16 protein-coding genes are annotated in these 20,975 nt (G+C 73.0%); 10 read left to right on the forward strand and 6 right to left on the reverse strand.

Annotated features, from left to right (window positions below; all coding sequences use genetic code 11):
• Positions 1 to 167: 167 nt before the first annotated feature.
• Positions 168 to 647, reverse strand: coding sequence for a hypothetical protein (locus tag FYW99_RS06940; RefSeq protein WP_150251112.1), 480 nt, complete (start codon positions 645 to 647; stop codon positions 168 to 170).
• A gap of 200 nt (positions 648 to 847) precedes the next feature.
• Between FYW99_RS06940 and FYW99_RS06945 the strand changes: the two genes are divergently transcribed.
• Genes FYW99_RS06945 through FYW99_RS06960 form a run of 4 tightly spaced genes read left to right on the forward strand, consistent with a single transcriptional unit; the run spans position 848 to position 6,873 of the window.
• Positions 848 to 1,762 carry a hypothetical protein gene (locus FYW99_RS06945; RefSeq protein WP_150251113.1) on the forward strand — a complete coding sequence of 305 codons (915 nt, stop codon included), beginning with the start codon at positions 848 to 850 and terminating at the stop codon, positions 1,760 to 1,762.
• Positions 1,759 to 4,275, forward strand: a complete 2,517-nt coding sequence (locus FYW99_RS06950) for a hypothetical protein (protein WP_150251114.1) — start codon at positions 1,759 to 1,761, stop codon at positions 4,273 to 4,275. Before FYW99_RS06945 ends, FYW99_RS06950 begins: the two co-directional genes overlap by 4 nt.
• On the forward strand, positions 4,272 to 5,501 hold the full coding sequence (locus tag FYW99_RS06955) for a hypothetical protein (RefSeq protein WP_150251115.1): 1,230 nt from the start codon (positions 4,272 to 4,274) through the stop codon (positions 5,499 to 5,501). Before FYW99_RS06950 ends, FYW99_RS06955 begins: the two co-directional genes overlap by 4 nt.
• Positions 5,491 to 6,873 (forward strand): DUF4407 domain-containing protein, encoded by a 1,383-nt coding sequence (locus FYW99_RS06960; protein WP_150251116.1) that lies wholly within the window; start codon positions 5,491 to 5,493, stop codon positions 6,871 to 6,873. The genes FYW99_RS06955 and FYW99_RS06960 overlap by 11 nt, the downstream gene beginning before the upstream one ends.
• A 374-nt stretch (positions 6,874 to 7,247) precedes the next feature.
• Here the strand turns inward: FYW99_RS06960 and FYW99_RS06965 are convergent, their stop codons facing one another.
• Positions 7,248 to 7,613 (reverse strand): DUF3140 domain-containing protein, encoded by a 366-nt coding sequence (locus tag FYW99_RS06965; protein WP_150251117.1) that lies wholly within the window; start codon positions 7,611 to 7,613, stop codon positions 7,248 to 7,250.
• A 33-nt stretch (positions 7,614 to 7,646) separates the two neighbouring features.
• Positions 7,647 to 8,699 carry an SDR family oxidoreductase gene (locus tag FYW99_RS06970; RefSeq protein WP_150251118.1) on the reverse strand — a complete coding sequence of 351 codons (1,053 nt, stop codon included), beginning with the start codon at positions 8,697 to 8,699 and terminating at the stop codon, positions 7,647 to 7,649.
• A 154-nt stretch (positions 8,700 to 8,853) separates the two neighbouring features.
• Here FYW99_RS06970 and FYW99_RS06975 point away from each other — a divergent pair, with 154 nt between their 5' ends.
• Together FYW99_RS06975 and FYW99_RS06980 are read left to right on the forward strand one after the other, a co-directional pair.
• On the forward strand, positions 8,854 to 10,725 hold the full coding sequence (locus tag FYW99_RS06975; RefSeq protein ID WP_150251119.1) for a glycoside hydrolase family 15 protein: 1,872 nt from the start codon (positions 8,854 to 8,856) through the stop codon (positions 10,723 to 10,725).
• Positions 10,718 to 11,248 carry a DUF1360 domain-containing protein gene (locus FYW99_RS06980; protein WP_150251120.1) on the forward strand — a complete coding sequence of 177 codons (531 nt, stop codon included), beginning with the start codon at positions 10,718 to 10,720 and terminating at the stop codon, positions 11,246 to 11,248. Before FYW99_RS06975 ends, FYW99_RS06980 begins: the two co-directional genes overlap by 8 nt.
• Positions 11,249 to 11,572: 324 nt before the next feature.
• On the opposite strand, the gene FYW99_RS32945 is transcribed toward FYW99_RS06980, so the two are convergent.
• Complete coding sequence (locus tag FYW99_RS32945; protein WP_317846981.1) at positions 11,573 to 12,271, reverse strand: hypothetical protein; 699 nt, start codon at positions 12,269 to 12,271, stop codon at positions 11,573 to 11,575.
• 233 nt (positions 12,272 to 12,504) lie between these two features.
• On the opposite strand from FYW99_RS32945, the gene FYW99_RS06990 reads away from it, so the two are divergent.
• The 4 genes from FYW99_RS06990 to FYW99_RS07005 all read left to right on the forward strand — a co-directional run bounded on the left by FYW99_RS06990 (position 12,505) and on the right by FYW99_RS07005 (position 16,948).
• Complete coding sequence (locus FYW99_RS06990; protein WP_150251121.1) at positions 12,505 to 13,266, forward strand: alpha/beta fold hydrolase; 762 nt, start codon at positions 12,505 to 12,507, stop codon at positions 13,264 to 13,266.
• Between the two features lie 331 nt (positions 13,267 to 13,597).
• Positions 13,598 to 14,773 carry an FUSC family protein gene (locus tag FYW99_RS06995; protein WP_150251122.1) on the forward strand — a complete coding sequence of 392 codons (1,176 nt, stop codon included), beginning with the start codon at positions 13,598 to 13,600 and terminating at the stop codon, positions 14,771 to 14,773.
• A 28-nt stretch (positions 14,774 to 14,801) separates the two neighbouring features.
• Entirely contained in the window at positions 14,802 to 15,956 is a 1,155-nt protein-coding gene (locus FYW99_RS07000) for a PQQ-dependent sugar dehydrogenase (protein WP_150251123.1), read from the forward strand.
• Positions 15,957 to 16,096: 140 nt separating this feature from the next.
• Complete coding sequence (locus tag FYW99_RS07005) at positions 16,097 to 16,948, forward strand: DUF1206 domain-containing protein (protein WP_223838823.1); 852 nt, start codon at positions 16,097 to 16,099, stop codon at positions 16,946 to 16,948.
• 117 nt (positions 16,949 to 17,065) lie between these two features.
• Here the strand turns inward: FYW99_RS07005 and FYW99_RS07010 are convergent, their stop codons facing one another.
• Together FYW99_RS07010 and FYW99_RS07015 are read right to left on the reverse strand one after the other, a co-directional pair.
• Positions 17,066 to 19,660 carry a glycoside hydrolase family 9 protein gene (locus FYW99_RS07010; protein ID WP_150251124.1) on the reverse strand — a complete coding sequence of 865 codons (2,595 nt, stop codon included), beginning with the start codon at positions 19,658 to 19,660 and terminating at the stop codon, positions 17,066 to 17,068.
• A gap of 309 nt (positions 19,661 to 19,969) precedes the next feature.
• Positions 19,970 to 20,719 carry a hypothetical protein gene (locus FYW99_RS07015; RefSeq protein WP_150251125.1) on the reverse strand — a complete coding sequence of 250 codons (750 nt, stop codon included), beginning with the start codon at positions 20,717 to 20,719 and terminating at the stop codon, positions 19,970 to 19,972.
• Between the last annotated feature and the right edge of the window lie 256 nt (positions 20,720 to 20,975).

Consider the following 20,975-nt stretch of genomic DNA (forward strand, 5'->3'; position numbering starts at 1 on the left):
GCCACCCGAACTCCTCCGAACGTCCGTTCCGTGAACCCCCGGTGTCCGGCCCACCACGGTGGCTTCCGCGAAGCGAATGACTGGTTCCGGCTTACCGGGAGAACGTCCGAACCCTCCCTCCCGACGTGAGAACTCCCGGCGCCGATCCCGGCGCGACAACGCCCCTCTCAGCCCCACGCCCTTTCTGCCAGTCCATTCGCCACGATCACGACGAGCATCAGGGCGAGCCACGGGATGCAGCGCCGGATGTGCCGGTTCTTCTCCATCGCGATTCCGGACAGCATTTCCGCCATCCGCCACACCTCGTCGCAGGTCAGCGGCTGTCGCGGACGCGGCCGGGGAAAACCCGTCACCGCCCTTCCGCCGCTGTGGAAGCGCAGCCTGGGACCCAGGGCGCGGACCAGGTGGTAGCCCGCGACGAGGAAGGCGAAAGCGCAGACCAGGACGGGCAGGGCCGCCGGAAGGGGGGCGGTGTCGCCGGTCCTCCCGCCGTTCACGAGCGCCATGGCGAAACCGACCTGGGCGACGCACAGGAAACCGATCTTCGTGTCGGCCTGGGCGACGTTGTTCTGGAAAAACGCCACCACGGCCAGGGCAGATTCGATACCGTCTGACCTGGGGGACTCCACTGCCTTGTGGGTTTCCACGGCTCCCTCTCCTCGGAAAGTGAATACCCCCGTATTGCACTCCCCTCTGGCCGGCCGGATTCCGGACTGGTCCGTGTTCCGCCGTGTGCGGCTCCTCACGCGGAACCGGGCGGGAATTGCCGACTGGTCAGGGATTCGCGTGCGCGCGCCGGTCCACACTGTCAGCGTTCCGCGATTCCACGCCAGGAAGTAGTGAGGAAATGTCTCAGATTCCCGAGTTCGGGCGGCGCGTCATCGTCACGTGCGACGCCAAGGGGTACGGCAGCTCGGACGAGCTGACCCAGCACCAGTTCCAGGAGGCCATACCCGCGCTCCTGCGCGGCGCCGCCGAGCACAGCGGACTCGACCGCGGGGAGTGGCACGTCCAGTCCGGCGGCGACGGCGAGATGGCGGTGCTCCCGGTGACCGCGGGGGAGACCCGGCTGCTCGACCGCTACGTGCCCGAGGTCGAGTACGCCCTGCGCCGCCACAACCACAACCGGACCGAGGCGGGGCGCCTGCGGCTGCGCATGGTCGTCCACCACGGATCCGCCGTGTCCTCCCCCTCCGGCTACTCCGGTAACGGCATCGTCACCGCCGCACGGGTGGTGGACAGCGACGCCCTGCGCGACGCGCTCCGCGACTCCGGCGCCGACCTCGTCGTGGCGGTGACCGCGCCCGTCTACCAGGACGTGGTCGCCCAGGGGCACACGCGGCTGCGCCCCGAGGACTTCACGCTCACCGCCGTCTCCAACAAGGAGTACGAGGAGCCGGTCTGGGTCCACGTCCCCGGCCGGTACCCGGTCGGCGGCCCCCGGCACGCGGCGGAGGGCGCCTTCCGGGAAAACCCCGGGAACACGGCTCCCCCGGCTGCCGTGCCGACCGGCGCCTCGTCCACCTCTCCGCCCGACGCCCCCTCCGCCGTGCCGACCGCCACCACACCCTCCGCCGCCACGTCCCCCGCCGCCGCTTCCTCCGCGCGGTCCGCTGTGCGGGACGCCGCGCCGGACGCGGTCCCGGACTCCTCAGGGTCCGGTCCGGAGCGGCGAGACTCCCCTGCGATCACCAACGTCCTGCACGGCGGTGTCGAGGCCTCCCACGCCGTCTTCGGCGTGAGCTACCAGGGGCGCTCGTGAACCGCCGCTCCGACGACGCCCGGGAAGCCGTCGCGGACCCGTACGCGGGACACCGGGACGGCCCCGGATCCGGCCAGAGCGCGGAAGCGGGCCGCTCCCCGGAGCGGAGCGCGTCGGACGCCCCCTCCGCCCCGCCCCACGACGACCCGCGTCCACCGGACTCCTCCGCCGTCCCCCTCCCGGGCGGCCACCCCTCCGGGGAGCCCGCGGACGCCCCCGCCCCCCGGGCAGACCCGTGGGCGGGGAGCCGGGTCACCAACGTGTTCTACGGGATGGTCAACGCCCGCAACGGCGTCTTCGGCACCGCGGACGCCGCCGGTGCCTCCGAGGCGCCGGAGGGGGCCGGCCCCTCGGTCACCGGCCCCCTCCGGGAGCACGAGGTCAGGGCCGCCGTGGAGACCTTCGCGGTTCCCGAGCGCTTCGACGACGCCCTCAAGCTCCTGGACGACCAGCGAGTCCTCGTTCTCACCGGCGGACCCGGGACCGGCAAGCGGACCGGGGCGGTCTGCCTGCTGTCGCGGACCGGCACCGAGCAGATCACCGTGCTGTCCCCGAGCCAGGCCCTGGACGCGCTGGCCGGACGCGACCTCGTCCCCGGGCGCGGTTACATCGTCCTGGACTGGTTCGGGGTGGACCGCGGGGTCTCCTCGGCCGAGCACGAGTACCTGTGGTCGGTCCTGCTCCGGCACGTCCAGGACTCGGAGGCGCACCTCGTCCTGACCTGCGACCGCAGCACCCCCGTCGGCGCGACCGCGCCCGCCCTGCCCTGGCCGCGCCCCCGCGCCGCCGACGTGCTCCGCGGACACATGCGCGGGGAGTGTGAGCGCCTCGGAACGGAGTTCGACGACGGACGCGCCGAGGCAGTGGAGGCGGCGGCCGAACGGCTCCCCGACGACCGCCCGATCACCGACCTGGTCGAGGTCGCCAGGAGGATGGCGGCGGGGGAGCCGCCCCGGGAGGCCGTCGACCGCGTCCTGCGCTCCTCCTCCCACACCCGCGTCCGCACGTGGTTCGACGCTGACCCGGACCGCAGGGACGTCGCCGACGCCGCCGCGCTGGCCCTCCTCCACGGCATCCACGAGCGCGACTACGAGCTGCTTGCCAAACGTCTGCACGAACGCGTGACCAGGGCGTTTCCGCCCCCGCCCCGGGACGATGCCGCGCCCGGCGACGGAACCGACCGCGACAAGCTGCCCGCCCTCCGGCGCAGCCGCGGCGAGGGCGGCCACGACCTGATCCGCGTGGAGCACCGCGACGACGGCTGGATGGTCCGCCGCTTCCCCGCCTTCGCCGAGGCCGGGGACCGGACCGAGGTCCTGCGCCAGCTCTGGGAGCGCTACGACGCCGACTTCTGGAACGCCGTGGAGGCGTGGACCCACACAGTCGTCCATCACCAGACGCGGAGGGTGCACCTGGCCCACGGCCTGGCCGCGCTGGCCGGGATCGCCTTCGAGGAGGTCCACGACCTCTACCTGGACCGGTGGTCGCGCGGCGGAGGGAGCCGCAGGGACGCCTGCGTCTTCGTCCTCTGGGCCATGTGCATGGAGGGCCACGCCCCGGCGGCGCTGCGCACCGTGGACCGCTGGCTGGCCCGCGGCACCCCGGCGCAGGTCGAGACCGCGCTGCACGCGTGGAGCGGCGAACTGGGCGTGAAGTACCCGACCGAGGCCGTCAACAGGTTGCGGGAGCGGCTCCTGGACCCCCGGGGGACGCACCGCTACCAGGCGGCACTCTCCGTCGGCGTCCTCTTCGGCAGCCTCGTCGACCGGGGAGGCAGCGGCAGGGCGCTGCTCCGCGGCCTCGGCGACGACCTCGCGGACCTGCGCCCGGTCGGCTCCCAGCGGACCGACCGCGTCCTCGTGCTCACCGCGGTCTGCTCCGCGCTCACGGTGGCCACCAGCGAACCGCTTCCGCAGGGGTCCGCCCACGGCGCGGACGACCCGGGTGAGGACGACGGCGACCGCGGACCGGAACGCGACGGAGACAGCGGCCGGGGCGGTGACGGCGAGGGCGGTGACGACCGGGCCGGTGACGGGGCCCGGTCCGAGGGCCGCCCGGACGACACCCGCGACGGCGCCGCCGAGCTCCACGGGTGGGAGGCCGGGCGGGGCGGGGACGCCCCGCCCGGCGGCGATCCCGCGATCGCCCGCCACGTCGTGCTCGTCCCCGCTCAGATCCCCCTCGTCGCCGGGCTGTGGGTGGAGGCGGTGCGCTACCGGCCCGCGCGCCGCCTGGCCATCGAGTCGCTGTGGCGCGCCCTGCTGGCTCTCCAGCGCAACGGCGCCGACGCGCAGGGCCACGCCAGGAGCCTGCTCGGCTCCCTGGCGGGGGCCCTGCGGCCCGACGAGCGCGAAGGCTTCCGGTCCGGCTTCGCCACCTCGGCACGCCACCGCGAGGACCCCTTCACCGACACCGTCCTCGACCTCCTGGCGGAGGTGTTCGAGGACGGTTCCGCCACCGGACCGGATGACGTTCCCGGATCCGGTCACACCGAGAAAGCGACACCGGTATGACGTCCCATCCTTCCTCCTACCCGGTCGCCGAGGAGCGCCCCCTGGGCACCCCGGGCCGCCAGGGCTTCCTGGGCCTGCGCGGCCGCCGACGTGACTCCTCCGAGCTGCCCCAGGCCTCCGCCCACCAGGTCCTCGTCTACCGCAGCGGCGGCGACTTCCACGTGGACCGTGGCGGTATCGCCCCCGACGACGGCCGCGTGGTCGACGCCGACCACGTGAGCCTGGTCGACGTCAGCCACGACGTGTCGGTCGTCGTCGACCTGTCGATCCCGTCCCTGGAGGACGACGACTTCGAGGTGCGCACGACGTTCTCGTGCACGGTCCTGGACCCCGCCACGGTGGTCAGTGAGGGCCGGGGCGACGCGCACCGCTTCCTGAGCGGCTACATGCGGCGCTACGACAAGCTGCCGCAGGTCGCCCAGCACCTGAGGCTGGAGGACATCAACGAGGTCCGCGGACTGGTGTGGAGCCACGTCAAGGCGTTCATCGACCTGTCCCCGCCCGAGGTGCGGGGGATGCGTATCGAGTACGTCGGCACCGAGGTGCTCACTCCGCACAGCCTCCGGCAGGTCCGGGGGACCTGGCGCACCACCCGCCACGAGCAGGAGGTGGAGGTGGCGCGCACCGAACACGACCACCTGATGAAGGAGAAGGTCACGGAGCACACGCACAAGATCATGGCCGGCCTCAGCGAGGCCGTCCAGAACGACACCATCAACGCGGTCATGCTGGCGCTGGCCGAGGGCCGGATCGACCCGACCGAGGTCGCCCACCGCATCACCGCCGAGCGCGAGCGCGTGCTCGCGCACCAGGCGCAGAGGGAGGACGCCGAACGGGAGGAGCGGCTGCGGCAGCAGGAGTGCACGCGCGAGGACCGACTGCGCCGCGAGGCCTGGGCCCGGGAGGACGAGCACCAGATGATGCAGATACGCTCCCAGCTCGCCCAGACCGCGATCAGGGAGAACTACGTGGACGGCTCCATGACCACCGCCCAGGTCGTGGACTTCGTCGCCCCCGAGATCTTCTCGTCGGGCGCCGCGTCGATCGGCGGCGGGCGCACACGGGTGGAGACGGAGAGCGGGGAAGGCCCCTCCGCCGGGGCGCGGGACTACCAGGAGACGGGGGAGGGCGGCGAGCCCGGGACCTCCGGGGACGCCGCCGCGGACAGGCCCCGGGGACGGCGCGCCTCCACGCGGGGACTGAGCGAGGACGACCATGACGTCTAGCACCCTTCCCCGCCCGCCAGAGCGGGAGCGGACGCCGGCCCAGGACGCGGCCGACCGCCGCGAACCCGCGGATCCCGGCACCCTCCGGGCACGCGCGGGCCGTCTGCTGCGCCGCCTGACCGGGGTGGACGAGGGACTGCTCTCCCTGATCCCGGAGGAGCGCCCCCGCTACACCCTCCAGGGGCTGGTGGTCGTGGCAACCTCCTCCATGGCCGGGATCGCGGTGTTCGTGGCCCTCCAGCGCTTCACCCCCACCCCGTGGCCGCTGCTGGTTCCGGCCGCGCTGTTCTGGGCGGGGCTCATCCTGGTCTTCGACTGCTGGATGCTCTCGACCATGCACGGCGTGCGCAAGACGGGCCGCCTCGGCGGCCTGGTGGGCCGGGTCGTGCTGGCCCTGCTGGTCAGCGTGGTCATCGCCGAGCCGTTGCTGCTCTACGCCTTCCGCCCGTCCGTCGAACAGCAGGTCAAGGTCGAGCGGGCACAGGAGTCGGACGCGTTCCGCTCGGCCCTGGAGCGCTGCAACCCCGAGTCGGGGGTACGCAGCACCGACCCCGGGTGCACGGAGGAGTACCTGCTGACCGTCGGCGGCAGCACGCTCACCGCGGACCAGACCGCGCTGGCCTCGACCACCGCCGAACGGGACCGGGTGCGCGAGCACGTGGCCACCCTCCAGGAGCGGTTGGAGGAGAAGCAGGAGCTGGCCCGGCTGGAGTGCAACGGCACATCCGGCGAGGGCCTGACCGGCCGCGCGGGCGCGGGCGTCAACTGCCAGCGGCTGCGTGGGGAGGCCGACGCCTTCGCCGAGGACAGCCGCCTCTCCGAGCACCAGGAGAACCTGCTGGACCTGGACGAGGAGGTGGAGGCGCTCACGTCGGCCACGGGAGCCTCCTCCGCCGACTTCTCCGCCGAGCGCGCCGCGCTGATCGACGAGAAGGTCGCCCAGCGGGCCGCGGAGGAGGGGGAGCACGGCGTCATCGAGGAGATGGAGGCGCTGGGCGCGCTGGCCAAGGACAGCTTCTACGTGATGGCCGCCGTGTTCCTGCTGCGGGCGCTGCTGGCCGCCGTGGACCTGTTCCCGGTCCTGACCAAGCTGTTCGGCGGCACCAGCAAGTACGACGAGCTGTACACGGCGCAGGTGGACCTGCACCGGGAGAGCCACGAGCAGAAGGTACGGGTGGGACGCAAGAAGCTCCAGGTGTGGACCGATCGGGAGATCGGCGAGCTGGAGGTGCGCCAGCAGGCCGACCGCAACGAGAACGAGCAGCGGATGCGGGCCGACAAGGTCCAGCAGCGCGCCCATTTCGAGGACGAGATCGCCCGCCAGGCCGAGCAGTACCGCCACGGCCGCAAGGAGGGCGCCGACCGGGGCTGACCGACCACGCCGGGCCGGTCCTCGCGCGGCCTGCGGGTCGTCGGTGCCATGGCGATGCGGTCGCCAGGCGGTCGCCGCCCAGATCGACGGGGCCGGAGGCGGTGGTCATGATCGGTTCCCTCGCGGAGCGGGCGGCATGGCGGTCCCCCCGCGGGAAGGCACGAGGACCGGTAGGGGGTGTCAGAGCCTGACGACGGCCCTGCCGGGAAGTGTCCCGGCGTCTCTGCCGGCGTGCACCTTCGGCGGGGTCGAGGGGGGTCCGCGTCCCGACGCGGACGTGGAACGCACCGGCGCCCCCGGGCGGGAGAACCGCACGGGGGCGCCGACGACCGGCGGGACGGAGCGGCGCCACCGCCCCGCCCTCACGGCGACCGCTACCCGGCGAGGTCCTCCTCGTCGGGGCGCGCCGAGTCGGGGCTGAGCGGGTCGTGTCCCACCGACATCAGCCGGTGCCGCCACCGCGCGTCCTCGCGGTGCGGGTCCGCCAGCTGGCCGCGGACGTACTCGGTCACCTCGCGCATCAGCTCGACGTCGGACTCGGTCACGTCCCCGCGGCGCTTGTTCAGCAGGTTCACGACCGCCTCGCCCCTCCTGGACACCGTGTGCCCCGGCTCGGTCCGGAAGGAGTCCTCACCGGAGGCGTTCGTGAGCAGCCACTCGCGCAGCTGCTCCCCGGTCATGTTCACCACCGCGTGGAACTCCTCCCACGCCTCGTCGACGACGGGATCGTGCTCAACCATGCTCTTCCCCCTCGGTTTCGGCTTCGTTCGGGATCAGGACCGTCGGCGCGCTCCCCGCGCGACCGCGTAGCCCGCGGCTCCGGCCGCGAACCCCGCGGCTCCCACCAGGGCCACGGTGCTCCGCCGCTGGTTCAGTTCCTGGAGCAGACTCGACTCGCGCGACTCGTCGTCGAACTCGCCGTGCGCGCCGAAGTCGTGCTCGTCGTCCAGGGGGCGGAACAGGTTGTCGCGCGCGGGTGGGTGGGCGTCGCGGACCTGGCTCCTGCGTCCGGTGAGCCCCAGTTGCCAGTCGAGCACCCTTGGTGCGAACCGCTGGCCCAGGACGGTGGCCACCGTCGAGATCCCCACCCAGTACCGGCGCCGCCGCGGGTGCTCGGCGCCCCAGACGATCGCCCGGGCCGCGACCTCGGGCTGGTAGACGGGGGCCACGGGGCGCGGGCGGCGGCCGTCCAGGTGCGCGCGCGTCCAGGTGAACTGCGGTGTGTTCACCGCGGGCAGGTGCACCTCCGTCACCCGGATCCCCGATCCGCGGTGGACCAGCTCCGCGCGTACGGAGTCGGTGAACCCGCGGATCGCGTGCTTGGCTCCGCAGTACGCCGCCTGAAGGGGGATGCCGCGGTAGGCCAGGGCCGACCCGACCTGCACGATCACACCCCGGTCCCGGGGCAGCATGCGCTCCAGGGCGGCCTGGGTGCCGTACACGTAGCCGTGGTAGCAGACGTCGGTGACCCGGCGGTACTCCTCCGGCTCCACCTCCATGAACGGCGAGATGACCGTGGCGAGCACGCAGTTCACCCACACGTCCACCGGTCCCAGCTCCGACTCGACCTGGGCCAGGGCCCCGCGCACCGCCTCGGCGTCGCTCACGTCCACCCGCAGCGGCAGCGCGGGCACGCCCTCGGCACGGGCCTCCTCCGCGGCGGCCTCCAGCCCCGTCTGTCCCCGCGCGAGCAGCGCGACGGTGTACCCCCGCCGGGCGAACTCCCGCGCGGTCGCCCTGCCGACACCCGCGCTGGCCCCGCTGACCACCGCGATCCGGCCGTTCGGTCTCCCGGTCACCTCGGCCACCCCCACACGGGTCGACACGGCCGCTTCCGGCCCTTCGCCCCTCCGCTACCCGGGAGCGCCGCCCGATATGTACATGCCACGGCAAGCTTCTGAGCTGTCGTTTCGCCAGGGGCGCCCCAGGGCAGTCGCACATGAGGGGTTCCCGGGAACACGACACGACTCGGAGGTGCGGATGGGACAGGGCACCACGAGCATCGGCGACCACGGCTTCCTCTCGGACTGCCACACCGCCGCGCTCACCACACCGGACGGCACCGTCGACTGGTTGTGCGTCCCCCGGTTCGACGGACCCGCCCTCGTCTCGGGGATCCTTGACCCGTGCGGCGGCGGGTGGACTCTGGAGGTCGAGGGGGCGGGCCCGGCCGGACGCGCCTACGTCGACGACACGCTCGTCCTGGAGACGCTCTGGCGGGGCACGGACACGGAGGTGGCCGTCCGCGACCTGCTCGCGGTGCGAAGGCCGGAGGAAGGCGGGTCGGGCCTGTACCGGGAGGGTTTCCTCCTGCGGGTCGTCGAGTGCCGCTCGGGGAGCACGTCCGTGCGCTCACGGCTCGACGCCAGGCCCGACTTCGCGCGTGCCGAACCCGTGTGGGAACGGGTGGACGGCGGACTGCGGGAGGCCTCGGGGCCGCTGCTGTCGGGCTCGCCCGCCCCCGCGCTCGCGCGGGACGGCGTGCCGGAGTACCGCGTGGAGCTCGCCGAGGGGGACACCGCCGTGTTCGCCCTGGACTACCTGGAGGGCGGGCGCCGTGTCGGACTGGGGGAGGGGCGGGCCCTGCTCCGGGAGACCCTGGAGGCCTGGCGGGAGTGGTCCGGGCGCATCGGTTACGACGGGGTCGGCGCCACGCACGTGCGCCGCAGCGCGCTCACTCTGCGCGGCCTGCTCCACGAGGAGAGCGGGGCCCTGATCGCCGCGCCCACCACCTCCCTGCCCGAGTGGCCGGGGGGTCCGCGCAACTGGGACTACCGCTACGTCTGGCACCGCGACGCGGCGCTCGTCGTCCTGGCCTTCCTGCGGCTCGGGCACGCGGAGGAGGCCGGGCACTACCTGCGCTTCCTGCTGCGGATGTGCGGCCAGCCGATCGACTGGGTTCCTCCGGTGCAGGCGGTCGACGAGCAGCCCCCGCCCGAGGAGGAGAGCCTGGACCACCTCGCCGGGCACACCGGGTCGAGGCCGGTCCGCATCGGCAACGACGCCTACTCACAGCACCAGCTGGACGTGTACGGGCACGTGCTCGACGCCGCGCTGTCCTACGAGGAGGCCACCGGCGGACTCGGGCGCGAGGACGTCGAACAGCTCTCCTCGATGGTCGACGCGGCGTGCCGGATCTGGCGCGAGCCGGACGACGGCATGTGGGAGGTGCGGTCGCGGCCGCGGCACTGGACGAGCTCCAAGGTCTACGCCTGGGTGTGCCTGGACCGCGGGATCCAGCTGGCCACCGAGTCCGGCAAGGCGGGCGGGGACGTCCCCCTGGACACGTGGCGCAAGGAGTTGGGCGCCATCCGCGAGGAGGTCCTCGACCGGGGCTACGACGCCGCGGCCGGGACCTTCACGCAGTCCTACTGCTCGTCCCACGTGGACGGGTCGCTGCTGCGGATCCCGCTCCTGGGCTTCCTGGACGGGACCGACCCGCGCGTGCTCGCGACCCTGGAGCGGGTGGAGGCGGAACTGGGCGGAGAGGGCGGCCTCGTCCACAGGTACGACCCCGAGACGACCGACGACGGACTGGGCACCCCCGAGGGCGCCTTCCTCCTCTGCTCCTTCGACATGATCTCCGCCCTGGTTCTGGCCGGGCGGACCGAGGAGGCGCGGCGGAGGTTCGAGGAACTGTGCGGGAGCTCGGGAGAACTCGGCCTGCACGCGGAGGAGATGGCCGCCGACGGCACCATGCTGGGCAACTTCCCCCAGGCCTTCACCCACCTCGCGCTGATCGAGGCGGCGGTCAACCTCGACCAGGCGGGGGACGGGGAGGCGCTGCACGCGTGGGTGCGCGACAGGTCGGGAGGCACGACAGGACGAAGGAGGACTGGAGCAGATGGCTGACCACAACACCACCGGGGACATCAAGGAGACGATCCAGGAGGAGGCGGAGGCCTACCGGGGCGACAGCGACCAGCCGCTCTTCGGGTACGCGGCCGTGGCCTCGGGCTACCTGACCCTGGTCGGGGTCGGACTGCTCGCCGCGCGCCGGTTCCGGGGCACTCGCAGGGCCGAGAGCGCGGGGCCGTGGGACCTGGCGCTGATGGGGCTGACCACGCACAAGCTGTCCCGGATGCTGGCCAAGGACGCGGTCACCAGCCCCCTCCGGGCGTTCTTCACCCGCTTCCAGGGGGTCTCGGCTCCGGCCGAACTGGCGGAGGAGGTGCGCGGCCGGGGCGCCCGCCGGGCGGTCGGCGAGCTGATCACCTGCCCGTTCTGCACCGCGCAGTGGATCGCCACGGCGTACGCCTTCGGTCTGGTGTTCGCGCCCGGGGTGACCCGTGGAACCGGGGCGGTGTTCAGTGCCGTGGCCGTGTCCGACTGGCTCCAGTTGGCGTACGTGCGTCTCCAGAAGGCTCAGGAGTAACGTCGAGTAGCGCTGGGTAGCGCTGATACGCCCTGGGGTTGGCGCCGTTACGTCCCGGTGGCCGGTGAGCGGGTCAGCGCCGTTACGTCCTAGAGGTAGCGCCGCTACGTCTCGGCGCGGCGGCCGGTGAGCGGGTCAGCGCTGGTACCGCTTGGGGTTAGCGCCGTTACGTCCGGGTGTTGGCCCGGTCCTGCGTTAGCGCCGATACGTCCTGGGGTTAGCGCCGTTACGATCCCGGCCGCCGGCTTGGATCGACCGGAGCCCGGAGGGTGCGGCGGAGAAGCGGGGGCGGGCGACCGATCGCCCGCCCCCGCTTCTCCGCTGTCAGGGCCGGTGACGCTTTTTCCGTCTCCCGTGTTCCCCGCAGTCGCCATGTTTCCCGTGATCATCGTGCTTCCCATGATCACCGTGGCCTTCATGGCCACCGTTACCCCCGTGCTTCCCGGGGTGCTCATGGTCTCCGTGACCGCAGTGGCTTCCGTGTCCTCTGTGCTCCCTCTGCTCCCGGCGACCTCCGCGTCCCCGACGTTCCCGGTGGCCCTTACGGCCCCCAGCGGCCCCAGTGCGCCCCTGGCCTCCATGACCCCCGTGACCTCCGCAGCAGCGCCCCTCCTCGGGGCCGTCCCCGGAGCCTCCGGTTCCGGCCACCACGGTCTCGGGCGGCTCCCCGACCATGAGCCCGAAGACCACGTGGTCGAACAGGAACGCCCACCGCTCCTGGGGCCGGTGCCTGCGCGCGTGGGCGAGGCCGAGCGCGGGGGCGACACCCAACTCGTACGCACTCCAGACCGCGACCCCGAACACCGGACCGGCCAGCCGCCACCGCCTCACCCGGCGCGGCAGCAGAGCGAACACGGTGCCCGCCGCCGCCCCGTAGCCCCAGTGCGCCAACTCGATCGCGGCCTTCCTCCGCTCGGGGGGAACGCTCTCCAGCAGGGCGGGCACGCCCTCCGCCAGGACGGCCTCGGGCGGCGTGCGCTGCGTGAACCCCATACCGACCTCGACCTGCCGCATACCGCTCATGGCCATCGCACCCGTGACACCCCGCACAGCGCCCCTCAACCACGGGTGCTTCGGAGGCGAATCCGACTTCCTGCCCATCTCATGGCTCCCTTCGCGCGCACCCTTGCTTGTACCTCCCTGACCGCCCCACGGCGTCTCCACACGCCCCGGCCCGGGAGTGGGTTGAAGGCGGGGCCCCTGGGTAGTTGTGGCGACCACATGACCGGAGCCGAGGAGGCCGTTCGGGGGTACGTATGGAGGCCCGCAGGGGCACGGACGGGGTCGGACGCGCGGTGATGGCCTGGTGGCACGTGCCCGGACAGGGGCCGCCGGTGGTCTGCGTACACGGAGCGGGGATCTCCTCGCGCCAGACGCTGCCCGTGGTCACGGCCCTGGGGGGAAGGACGCCCGCCTGGGCCGTCGACCTGCCGGGGTTCGGCGCGAGCACCGCGCCCGACCACACGCCCACGGTCACCGGGCTCGCGGACGCCCTCCTGGAGTGGCTCCGCGTCCGCGGGATCGAGCGGCCCTGTCTGCTCGGGCTCTCCCTGGGAACGCAGGTGGTCGCCGAGGCGGCGGTGCGTGCGCCCGACGAGGTGGGAGCGCTCGTGCTGGCCGGGCCCACGACGGACCCCCGGGCTCGCTCGCTGCCCGCGCTGGCCGCGCGGCTGCTGCGCGACGGCGTGCGCGAGGACCTCTCCACCGTGTTCTCCGTGATCGCCGACTACTGGGACGCGGGACCGCGCCGGGACGTCCGCAGTCTTCTGGCCAGCCGTGAGCACCGGATCGAACTGGTCCTGCCGAGGGTGACGCAGCCGGCCCTGGTCCTGCGCGGGGGCAGGGACCCCCTCTGCCCTGAGCCCTGGGCACGGGAGGCCGCCCGACTACTGCCCCGCGGACGGCTCGTGACCCTGCGCGGACAGCCCCACGCGCTCACCGCCGCCGCCCCCGAGCAGGTCGCCGACCTGGTCGAGGAGTTCGTGCGGGAGGCGGTGCGGGACCGAGGAGGGGCATAAGACCCACGGAATCCACGGGGTCCAGGAAACCCACAAACCCCACGAGATCCACAAGACCGACGAGACCCACAAACCCCACGAGGTTCAGGAGAGCCACGAGACCGGTGAAGTCGAAGAGGGCCGTGGCGGGCTCCGCACAGGCCACCGGCACGACGCGCGTCCCGTCCACCCTCGGCGCGGGCAGGGACCTCACCCCCGACGAGAGGGCGTCCCGGATGTGCGGACGGCGGCCCGCTCCGTCCCGGCCGCCAGGGTGGCGGACCGCCGGGTCCCTCAACGGCGCCGGAGGCGTCGGACCGGTCGGGGAGAGGAACCAGGATTCGGAGACCAGATGGCAGTCGAACGGCTGAGGAGGACCGCGGCCAACGCCCGCGAGGTGCTGCGCCGGGTCGTCGAACGGCGCGGCTACGAGCGCGAGACCGTGGTCATCATCGCCAAGTGCGTCATCGCCTCCACCGGAGCCTGGGTCGTGGGCGCGCTCATGGTGGACTCGTCCCAGGTCGGGTTCGCCCCCTTCTCCGCCCTCCTGGTGGTGCGGCCCAGCGTGTACGGGTCGGTGCTCCAGTCCCTGCGCTACGTCCCCGCGGTCTTCCTCGGCGCCCTGATCGCGGGCCTGACCGGTCTCACCGTCGGGCTCAACGTGTGGTTCTTCGCCCTGGCCGTGCTCCTCGCGATGGTGGCGGGACAGTTCACGGTCTTCGGCGACCAGGGCAAGCAGATACCCGTGGTGGCGTCCTTCGCGCTCGCCGGAGGCACCGCGGGCAGCCCCGTGGACCTCGGGACGCTGCTGCTCATGGTGCTGGTGGGGGCTGGGGCCGCGGTCGTGACGAACACGGTCCTCGCGCCCGCCATCCGCTTCCGCGACGCCGAGAGCGCCGTGTTCGACTTCGCGGACGGCCTGCGCGACCTCTGCCGGGAGATGTCCGAGGCGCTCCGCGAGGGCAGTGAGGGCCTCGGAGACGCCAGCTACTGGGCGCGGGTCGCGCAGGGGTTCGACAACACCGAGCGCAATGCCCGGGAGTCGGTCTCCCAGCAGGAGTACCGGGCGCGCCTGAACCCGCGGCGGCTCCTGGCCGCTCCCTCCCCGAAGAGAGCGCCGAAGGCCTACTACGGCTGGATCCTCGCCCTGGGCCGGTCCTCACGCCACCTCCAGTCCCTGATCCGCACCCTCCGTGCCGCCAACAACGGCCGGTCGCGCTTCCCCGAACCGAGCGACGTTTTCCTCCGCGAGTTCGCCCCGCTCCTGGACGCGGCCGCCGACGCCCTCGCGGCCGTCCACGAGGCCGGGGAACCCGAGCGCGACACCGTCTCCGCCGACCTGGACTCCTGCCTGGAGGGAGGACTCCGGCGGATCGACCGGGCACGGGAGCGCATGAGCGAGGACTGGGACTCCGAACGCTGGCCCGTGCACAGCGCGCTCCTCACCGACCTGGAACGGATGCTCGAGGAGTTGTGGGAGGGGCACGAGAACAGCACGGAAGGGGCGTCCGGCGGCGCGGCGGGGTAACGGCGGCGCCAGGGGGAAGGGAAGGGACATGGAACCTTCAGCGCGGGCGGGGCCGTTGCTCCGTACCGCCTCCGTCCTCGGCGCCCTCGTCCTGCTCGCCGGGTGCGGCGCCCAGGGGATCACCGGCGGCGCGGAGGGGGACGGGCCGGGCGGGACGGACGGCCAGCAGGAGCCGGGCGGGCACGACGGCTCCGCCGGTACCGCCCCCGGCCAGCCCGAGGACGTCGCCACGGGCCTGGAGGTGCCGTGGGGGCTGGCCTTCCTCCCCGACGGCTCGGCCCTGGTCGCCCAGCGCGACTCGGCGGAGGTCGTCCGCGTGTCCCCCGACGGCTCGGTCGCCGACGTCGGCGCCGTCGAGGGAGCCGCACCGAACGGTGAGGGCGGCCTGCTGGGGCTGGCCGTGGACCCGGGCTTCCCCGGGGAACCGTACGTGTACGCCTACCACACCGCGGACTCCGACAACCGGATCAGCCGGATGGAGTACGACCCCGAGGACGGGGACGGGGGCTTCGGGGAGACCGAGGTCATCCTCGACGGCATCCCCTCCGCCTCCTACCACAACGGCGGCCGGATCGAGTTCGGCCCCGACGGTCTGCTGTACGTCGGCACCGGGGACGCGGGCAGGGAGGGCCTGTCCCAGGACACCGACTCGCTGGGCGGCAAGATCCTGCGGATCACCGCCGACGGGGACCCGGCTCCGGGCAACCCCTTCGGCAACCCCGTCCACAGCTACGGCCACCGCAACGTCCAGGGCCTGGCGTGGGACGACGAGGGGAACCTGTACGCCACCGAGTTCGGGCAGAACGAGTTCGACGAGGTCAACCTGATCGAACCGGGCGGCAACTACGGCTGGCCCGAGGTGGAGGGCACCGGAGGAGGCGACGAGTACGTCGACCCCCTGCTGACGTGGAGGCCCGCGGAGGCCTCGCCCAGCGGCGCGGCGGTCGCGGGCGGCTCCCTGTGGGTGGCGGCGCTGCGCGGCGAGCGCCTGTGGGAGGTGCCGCTCACCGGTGACGGCGGCGTGGGCGAGCCCGTCGACCACCACCAGGGGGAGTACGGCCGCCTGCGCACGGTGGTGGCCGCCCCCGGCGGCGGCGAGCTGTGGCTGACCACCAGCAACCTCGACGGGGTCGGGGAGCCGGCCGAGGGGGACGACCGCGTCCTGCGGGTGCCCCTGGAGTAGGCGTCCCCCCGAACCGGCGCGCGCCAACCCGTCATCCCGTGCGGGCGCCCCGGAGGAATTCCAGGCCTCTGACCAGTACAAAAGGGAGTACCAGCGGTAAACTTCCGTTTTCGCGCCCTCCCCGTGGGCACGGGCCGGACATGTCCTCATCAGGCTTACCAGGTAAGGCACGGCGCTCGGCGAAGGACGCCCACGCGGCGGGCCGACGCGCGGGACGCCAGGCGGCCCACAGCACCTGGCTGCGCGGGCTCGCGGGCGTGGGCTTCGCCGCCACGGGCCTGCTCTACCTCATCATCGGCTACCTCGCCCTGCGCATCGCCTTCGGCGACAGCGGCGGCCAGGAGGCCAGCAACAGCGGCGCACTCCAGCTCGTCGCCCAGAACACCGGCGGCATGCTGCTGCTCTGGGTCGCGGCGGCGGGGCTGGTGGGGCTCACCGTGTGGCAGGCGGTCTACGCCGCCGTGGGCCTGGAGAAGGCCACCAAGCGCATCGCTTCCGCGGCCCGCGCGGTGGTCTACGCCGTGCTGGCCTCCAGCATCGCGGGCTTCCTGCTGGGACAGGGCTCGCCCCAGTCCCAGGACAGTCAGTCGGAGGCGCTGACGGCCCAGGTCATGGCGCTGCCCTTCGGCCGGTTCGCGGTCGGCGCGGTGGGTTGCGGCGTGATCGCCGTGGGCCTCCACCAGATCTGGAAGGCGGTGACCCGCCGCTTCACGCAGGAGCTGGCGCTCGGCGCGCTCACGCCGCGCCGACGCAGGGCCGTCGTCACCGTCGGCGTGCTCGGCATCGGGACCCAGGGCCTGGTCCTGGCCGCCGTCGGCGTCTTCTTCCTTCAGGCCGCGATCGCCTTCGACAAGGACCAGGCGGTCGGGCTGGACGGCGCGCTGCGGGCCTTCTCCCAGACCCCGGCCGGGCCCTGGGCGCTGGTGGCCGTCGCCCTGGGCGTCGCCGTCTACGGCGCCTACTGCTTCTGCCAGGCGCGCTGGCAGCGCTGAACCTCCCTCCCCTCCCCGGACACGACGGACGGGGCCCCACGCTCTCCTGAGGGGCCCCGTCCTCCAAGGGGGGTCTTACGGCGTGGGCGGGCGCGCCGTCGTCGCCCCGCCCGCGGATCAGCTACAGACCGAACCGTTGAGGGTGAACCTCGCGGGCACCGCGTTCGCCCCGGACGTCACGGTGCCGATGAAGCCGAACGTCACCTCGTCGCCGGGGTCGATGGTCCCGTTCCAGTCCGCGTTCACGGCGGTCACCGCGTGCCCGGCCTGCTCCAGCGCGCCGCTCCAGTGGCGCTCCACGATCTGGCCGCCGGGGAAGGACCACACCAGCTCCCATCCCGTCACGGGCTCGTCACCCGTGTTGCGGACGGTCACCTGGGTGTTGAAGCGGTCGTGCCACTCGCCGTGGACCACGTAGTCGACCTCGCAGGAGGACCCGGCGGGCAGGGAGGCGTCGCCCTGGTCGGCGACGAACCCGGACACCCAGGCCAGCGTGGAGTTCCAGTTGATGGTCAGCTCGTTGGTCGCCCACGAGTCGATGTGGTCGATGTAGCAGAACTGGGGGGCGCACCCGTCCAGGTTGGCCTGGGCCACCGGGTCCCAGGTGCCGGTGTCGGAGTTGGGACCGCCGGACAGGGTTCCCTCGGGCGGGTTGGGCAGGCTCGGGTCGAGCTGGTTGGCGTACCAGCGGCTGTGCTGGTTGACCGCGTCGTTCTCGCCGTACCCGGTCACGTACGACTGGTTGAGGGCGTTGCGTCCCAGGACGTAGTCCATGCCCTCCAGGACCGCGTCGCGGAAGCGCGTGTCCCCGCCGATGTCGTAGGCGCTGGCCATCACCACCATGTTGTTGAGCACGAGGTTGTTGGAGCCCCAGGCGAAGACCCCGCCCTCGGGGTCGTAGGCCAGCCCGTAGGCGTGCTCCGAGGCGTCGGCCAGGTACTGCTCGGCCCCCTCCACGACGGAGGCGCGGACCTCGTCGCGGCCGTCGAGGCCGCTCGGCACGGTGGCGAGCTGGAGGCGGCCCAGCGGGGCGGTCCAGCGCCAGTCGAAACCGGCGGAGGTGAACACGTCGGCGGTGTGCAGCTCGGACGAGACCACCGCCTCCTCGTAGTCCCCGTGCCCGGTCGCCAGGTACAGTTCCGCGGCGGCCCAGTAGAACTCGTCGGCCACGTTGTCGTCGTCGTAGGCGCCGCCGCCCTCGCCGCCGACGGTCGCGTAGCGCTCGGGTTCGGCCATCGCGGCGTCCCAGGCGGTCTCGGCCGCCTCCAGGCAGGTCGCGGCGAAGTCGGCGTCGTGGGGGGCGAACACCCGGGAGCACTGGGCGGCGGTCGCGGCCAGGTTCAGCGTGGCCGCCGTCGACGGCGGGTGCAGGTAGCGGGGCTGGGGGTCCTCGGAGGGCAGCAGGGGCAGGCCGGTCCAGCGCTCGTCGTGGACCTTGTGGTGGGCCATCCCCGCGAGTTCCTCGCCCTCGGGGACCTGCATGGACAGCAGGAACTCCATCTCCCAGCGGGCCTCGTCCAGGACGTCGGGCACGCCGTTGTCCCGCTCGGGGACGGACAGGGTGGAGTCGGCGACCCGGGCGGGGTTCCCGGTGGGCGCGGTGTGCGCGCGCTCGTAGACGCTCATCAGCTGGTGGACGGAGATGCCGCCGTTCACCACGTACTTGCCGTGGTCGCCCGCGTCGTACCAGCCGCCGGACACGTCGAGCGAGTAGTCGCACGGGGCGGAGGGGTGGCAGGTGACGTCGGTGTCGCCCTGGTTGGGCTCCACGCCGACGTGCCCGGCCTCGCGTCCGTACCCGGGGGCGAGTTCGTCGAGGATCTCGACGCCGCTGCGCTGGGTGTAGTAGAAGTCCAGGGCGTCCGTGGCCAGGGCGGCGTAGGGGTCGGCGGTGATCCCGAAGGGGTGGCTGGTCTCGCCGTCGGCGGTCAGGGTGTAGCCCTCGCCCGTCCCGGTGAAGCCGCTGAAGTCGACGGTGTGCACGTTCTGACCGGAGGACTCGTCCAGGCCGTACGGCACGGTGTCGCCCTCGGCCACGACCGCGCCCTCGGCGTCGGCCAGCTGCCAGGGCAGGGCCTCCTCGGCGTCGGTCACCACGGTGGCGTTCTTGGGGCCCTGCGGGAGGTAGCCGACCTGGTTGACGCGGACGCGCGGGCCCGTGTCGGGCTCGTGGACGGGGGGTTCGGCGCCGCCGAGCAGCGACACGTCGTCCAGGCAGAACGTCCAGTCCTCCTCGGCCCCGCCGATCTGGAAGGCGAGCTGGGCGTCGGCCATCTCGGCGGACGCGGTGAAGACGTACTCGTAGCCGGTCGCCGTCGGTGTGAGCACGGGGCGCTCGTCCAGTTCGGTGCGCCAGGGGTCGACGGGCTCCTGGACCAGCGCGCGGACGGGCAGGCTGTCGGCGCCGGAGGCGGTGAACGTGAGGGAGTAGGACTCCCCGGCCACGAGGGGGATGTCGTTCTGGCCGACGATCTGGTCCCACGGGTTGCTGGTGCCGCCGGGGACCGCGACGCACAGGGCTCCGTCGTCGCTGACGGCGAGGTCGATCCCCTCGGTCGCCCACCAGCCGGTGGTGCCGTCGGCGAAGTCGCCGTTGGTGATCTGCTCGACCGGTTCGTCGTCGGCCTGGACGGGGGAGGCGACGAGGAGGCTCGTGCCGAGCGCGGCTGCGGCGCCGAGCGCCACCGCGCTGTTTCTTCGTGCCGGACTCACGGGGGTCCTTCCGCTGGGGGGTAAGCGGCCGGAAGCGCTGGGAGCGCTCCCAATAGTATGACCATTGTTGTGGCGCGTATCACAGGTGTCAATGGGGGCACGCGCACGAACCAGCGGGCGGCGGAAGCGGTGGAAGGAGCCCGGGGCGGGCAGGCGGTGGCGAAGGGAGGGAAAGCCCTGCGGCTGGGGAGCGGAGGCGAGGGCGGACGAGCGTGACCGGCCCGCGGCTGGCGGGCGAGGGCGGACCCGCGACAGGGAGGCGGGCGGGCGAGCGGGTCCGGACCGGGAGAGCCGGACCCGCTACCGGGGTCAGTCCTTGAGCAGGCCCTGCGCGACGACATCCTCGACCAGGGCGCGGCGCACCTCGTCGGCGTCGCCCACGTGCCCCAGGTGGCCGGTGGCGGCGCGCAGCTGCGTGCGGACCGCCTCCACCACGGCGTCGCTGCGCAGCACCTCGGCGACGGGGGCCGCCTCGACGGCCTCCTTCCACTTGCGCAGCGTGTCCAGCCGGCCGCGGTCGACGGCCTCGCGGGTGATGTGGAACAGGGCGTCGATGTTTTGCTGGTAGGCGTCGGCGTCGGTGAGGTCGACGTCGATGACCTCCACCGGCTTGTTGCCGCCGTCACCGTCGGGGCGCAGGTGGTAGACCTTCCAGAGGCGGCCGTTGGTGAGGATCACCCACTCGGCGCCCTCGTCGACGGCCAGGCGCCGGGACACCTGGATGTTGCGCTGGTCGAGCTCCTGTCCGACACGGCGCACCTCCACCGGCGCGAACAGCTTGCCGTCCAGCATGATCGCGTAGTCGATCGAGTCCCCGCTGGTCCGGTACTCGGTGGTCATGTCCTGGTACTTGCTGAAGTTCAGTCCGACGCTGAAGAAGTCGGCGACGAGCATGCGGGTGTCGCCGTCGTTGGCGTCGCGCTCCAGCAGGTCGGCCAGCGGCCCGGAGAGGCGGTCGACCGCCGCCGCGACCCGGCCCCGGACCGAGGTCTCCCAGCTCAGGGTGGTGCTGGTGAACTCGCCCGTTCTGGCCATGACCTGGGTGTCTTCAGCGTCCATGAACATCCGTTCCCGTGTGTGTCGAGGAGCCCCGCCGTACGGCCTTCGCCGGGACCGGAGGAGCGGGTTGCAGGGGGGAGGAATCCGGCCACGATGCTACAGCTCACGCCGCTGACCGGGCACCTCCGGGACCGAGGGGAGCGCGGCTCCGGCGGAGCGCGTCCCGTGGGAGCGGCACGTATGGGACGGAAGGAACAACGGACATGTTGCGGTACTAGACTGGCGCGGCTCTCGAACCCCCTGTAGAACAGGAAAA

Origin of the sequence: Nocardiopsis deserti (genome assembly GCF_008638355.1) — a bacterium.
GTDB lineage: Bacteria > Actinomycetota > Actinomycetes > Streptosporangiales > Streptosporangiaceae > Nocardiopsis > Nocardiopsis alborubida.

What these genes read in the sequence shown, in the direction of transcription:
- FYW99_RS06945 (WP_150251113.1), top strand. Translation starts at nt 848, where the DNA reads ATGTCTCAGATTCCCGAGTTCGGGCGGCGCGTCATCGTCACGTGCGAC.
- FYW99_RS06955 (WP_150251115.1), top strand. Translation starts at nt 4,272, where the DNA reads ATGACGTCCCATCCTTCCTCCTACCCGGTCGCCGAGGAGCGCCCCCTG.
- FYW99_RS06960 (WP_150251116.1), top strand. Translation starts at nt 5,491, where the DNA reads ATGACGTCTAGCACCCTTCCCCGCCCGCCAGAGCGGGAGCGGACGCCG.
- FYW99_RS06965 (WP_150251117.1), bottom strand. Translation starts at nt 7,613, where the DNA reads ATGGTTGAGCACGATCCCGTCGTCGACGAGGCGTGGGAGGAGTTCCAC.
- FYW99_RS06975 (WP_150251119.1), top strand. Translation starts at nt 8,854, where the DNA reads ATGGGACAGGGCACCACGAGCATCGGCGACCACGGCTTCCTCTCGGAC.
- FYW99_RS06980 (WP_150251120.1), top strand. Translation starts at nt 10,718, where the DNA reads ATGGCTGACCACAACACCACCGGGGACATCAAGGAGACGATCCAGGAG.
- FYW99_RS32945 (WP_317846981.1), bottom strand. Translation starts at nt 12,271, where the DNA reads ATGAGCGGTATGCGGCAGGTCGAGGTCGGTATGGGGTTCACGCAGCGC.
- FYW99_RS06990 (WP_150251121.1), top strand. Translation starts at nt 12,505, where the DNA reads ATGGAGGCCCGCAGGGGCACGGACGGGGTCGGACGCGCGGTGATGGCC.
- FYW99_RS06995 (WP_150251122.1), top strand. Translation starts at nt 13,598, where the DNA reads ATGGCAGTCGAACGGCTGAGGAGGACCGCGGCCAACGCCCGCGAGGTG.
- FYW99_RS07000 (WP_150251123.1), top strand. Translation starts at nt 14,802, where the DNA reads ATGGAACCTTCAGCGCGGGCGGGGCCGTTGCTCCGTACCGCCTCCGTC.
- FYW99_RS07005 (WP_223838823.1), top strand. Translation starts at nt 16,097, where the DNA reads ATGTCCTCATCAGGCTTACCAGGTAAGGCACGGCGCTCGGCGAAGGAC.
- FYW99_RS07015 (WP_150251125.1), bottom strand. Translation starts at nt 20,719, where the DNA reads ATGGACGCTGAAGACACCCAGGTCATGGCCAGAACGGGCGAGTTCACC.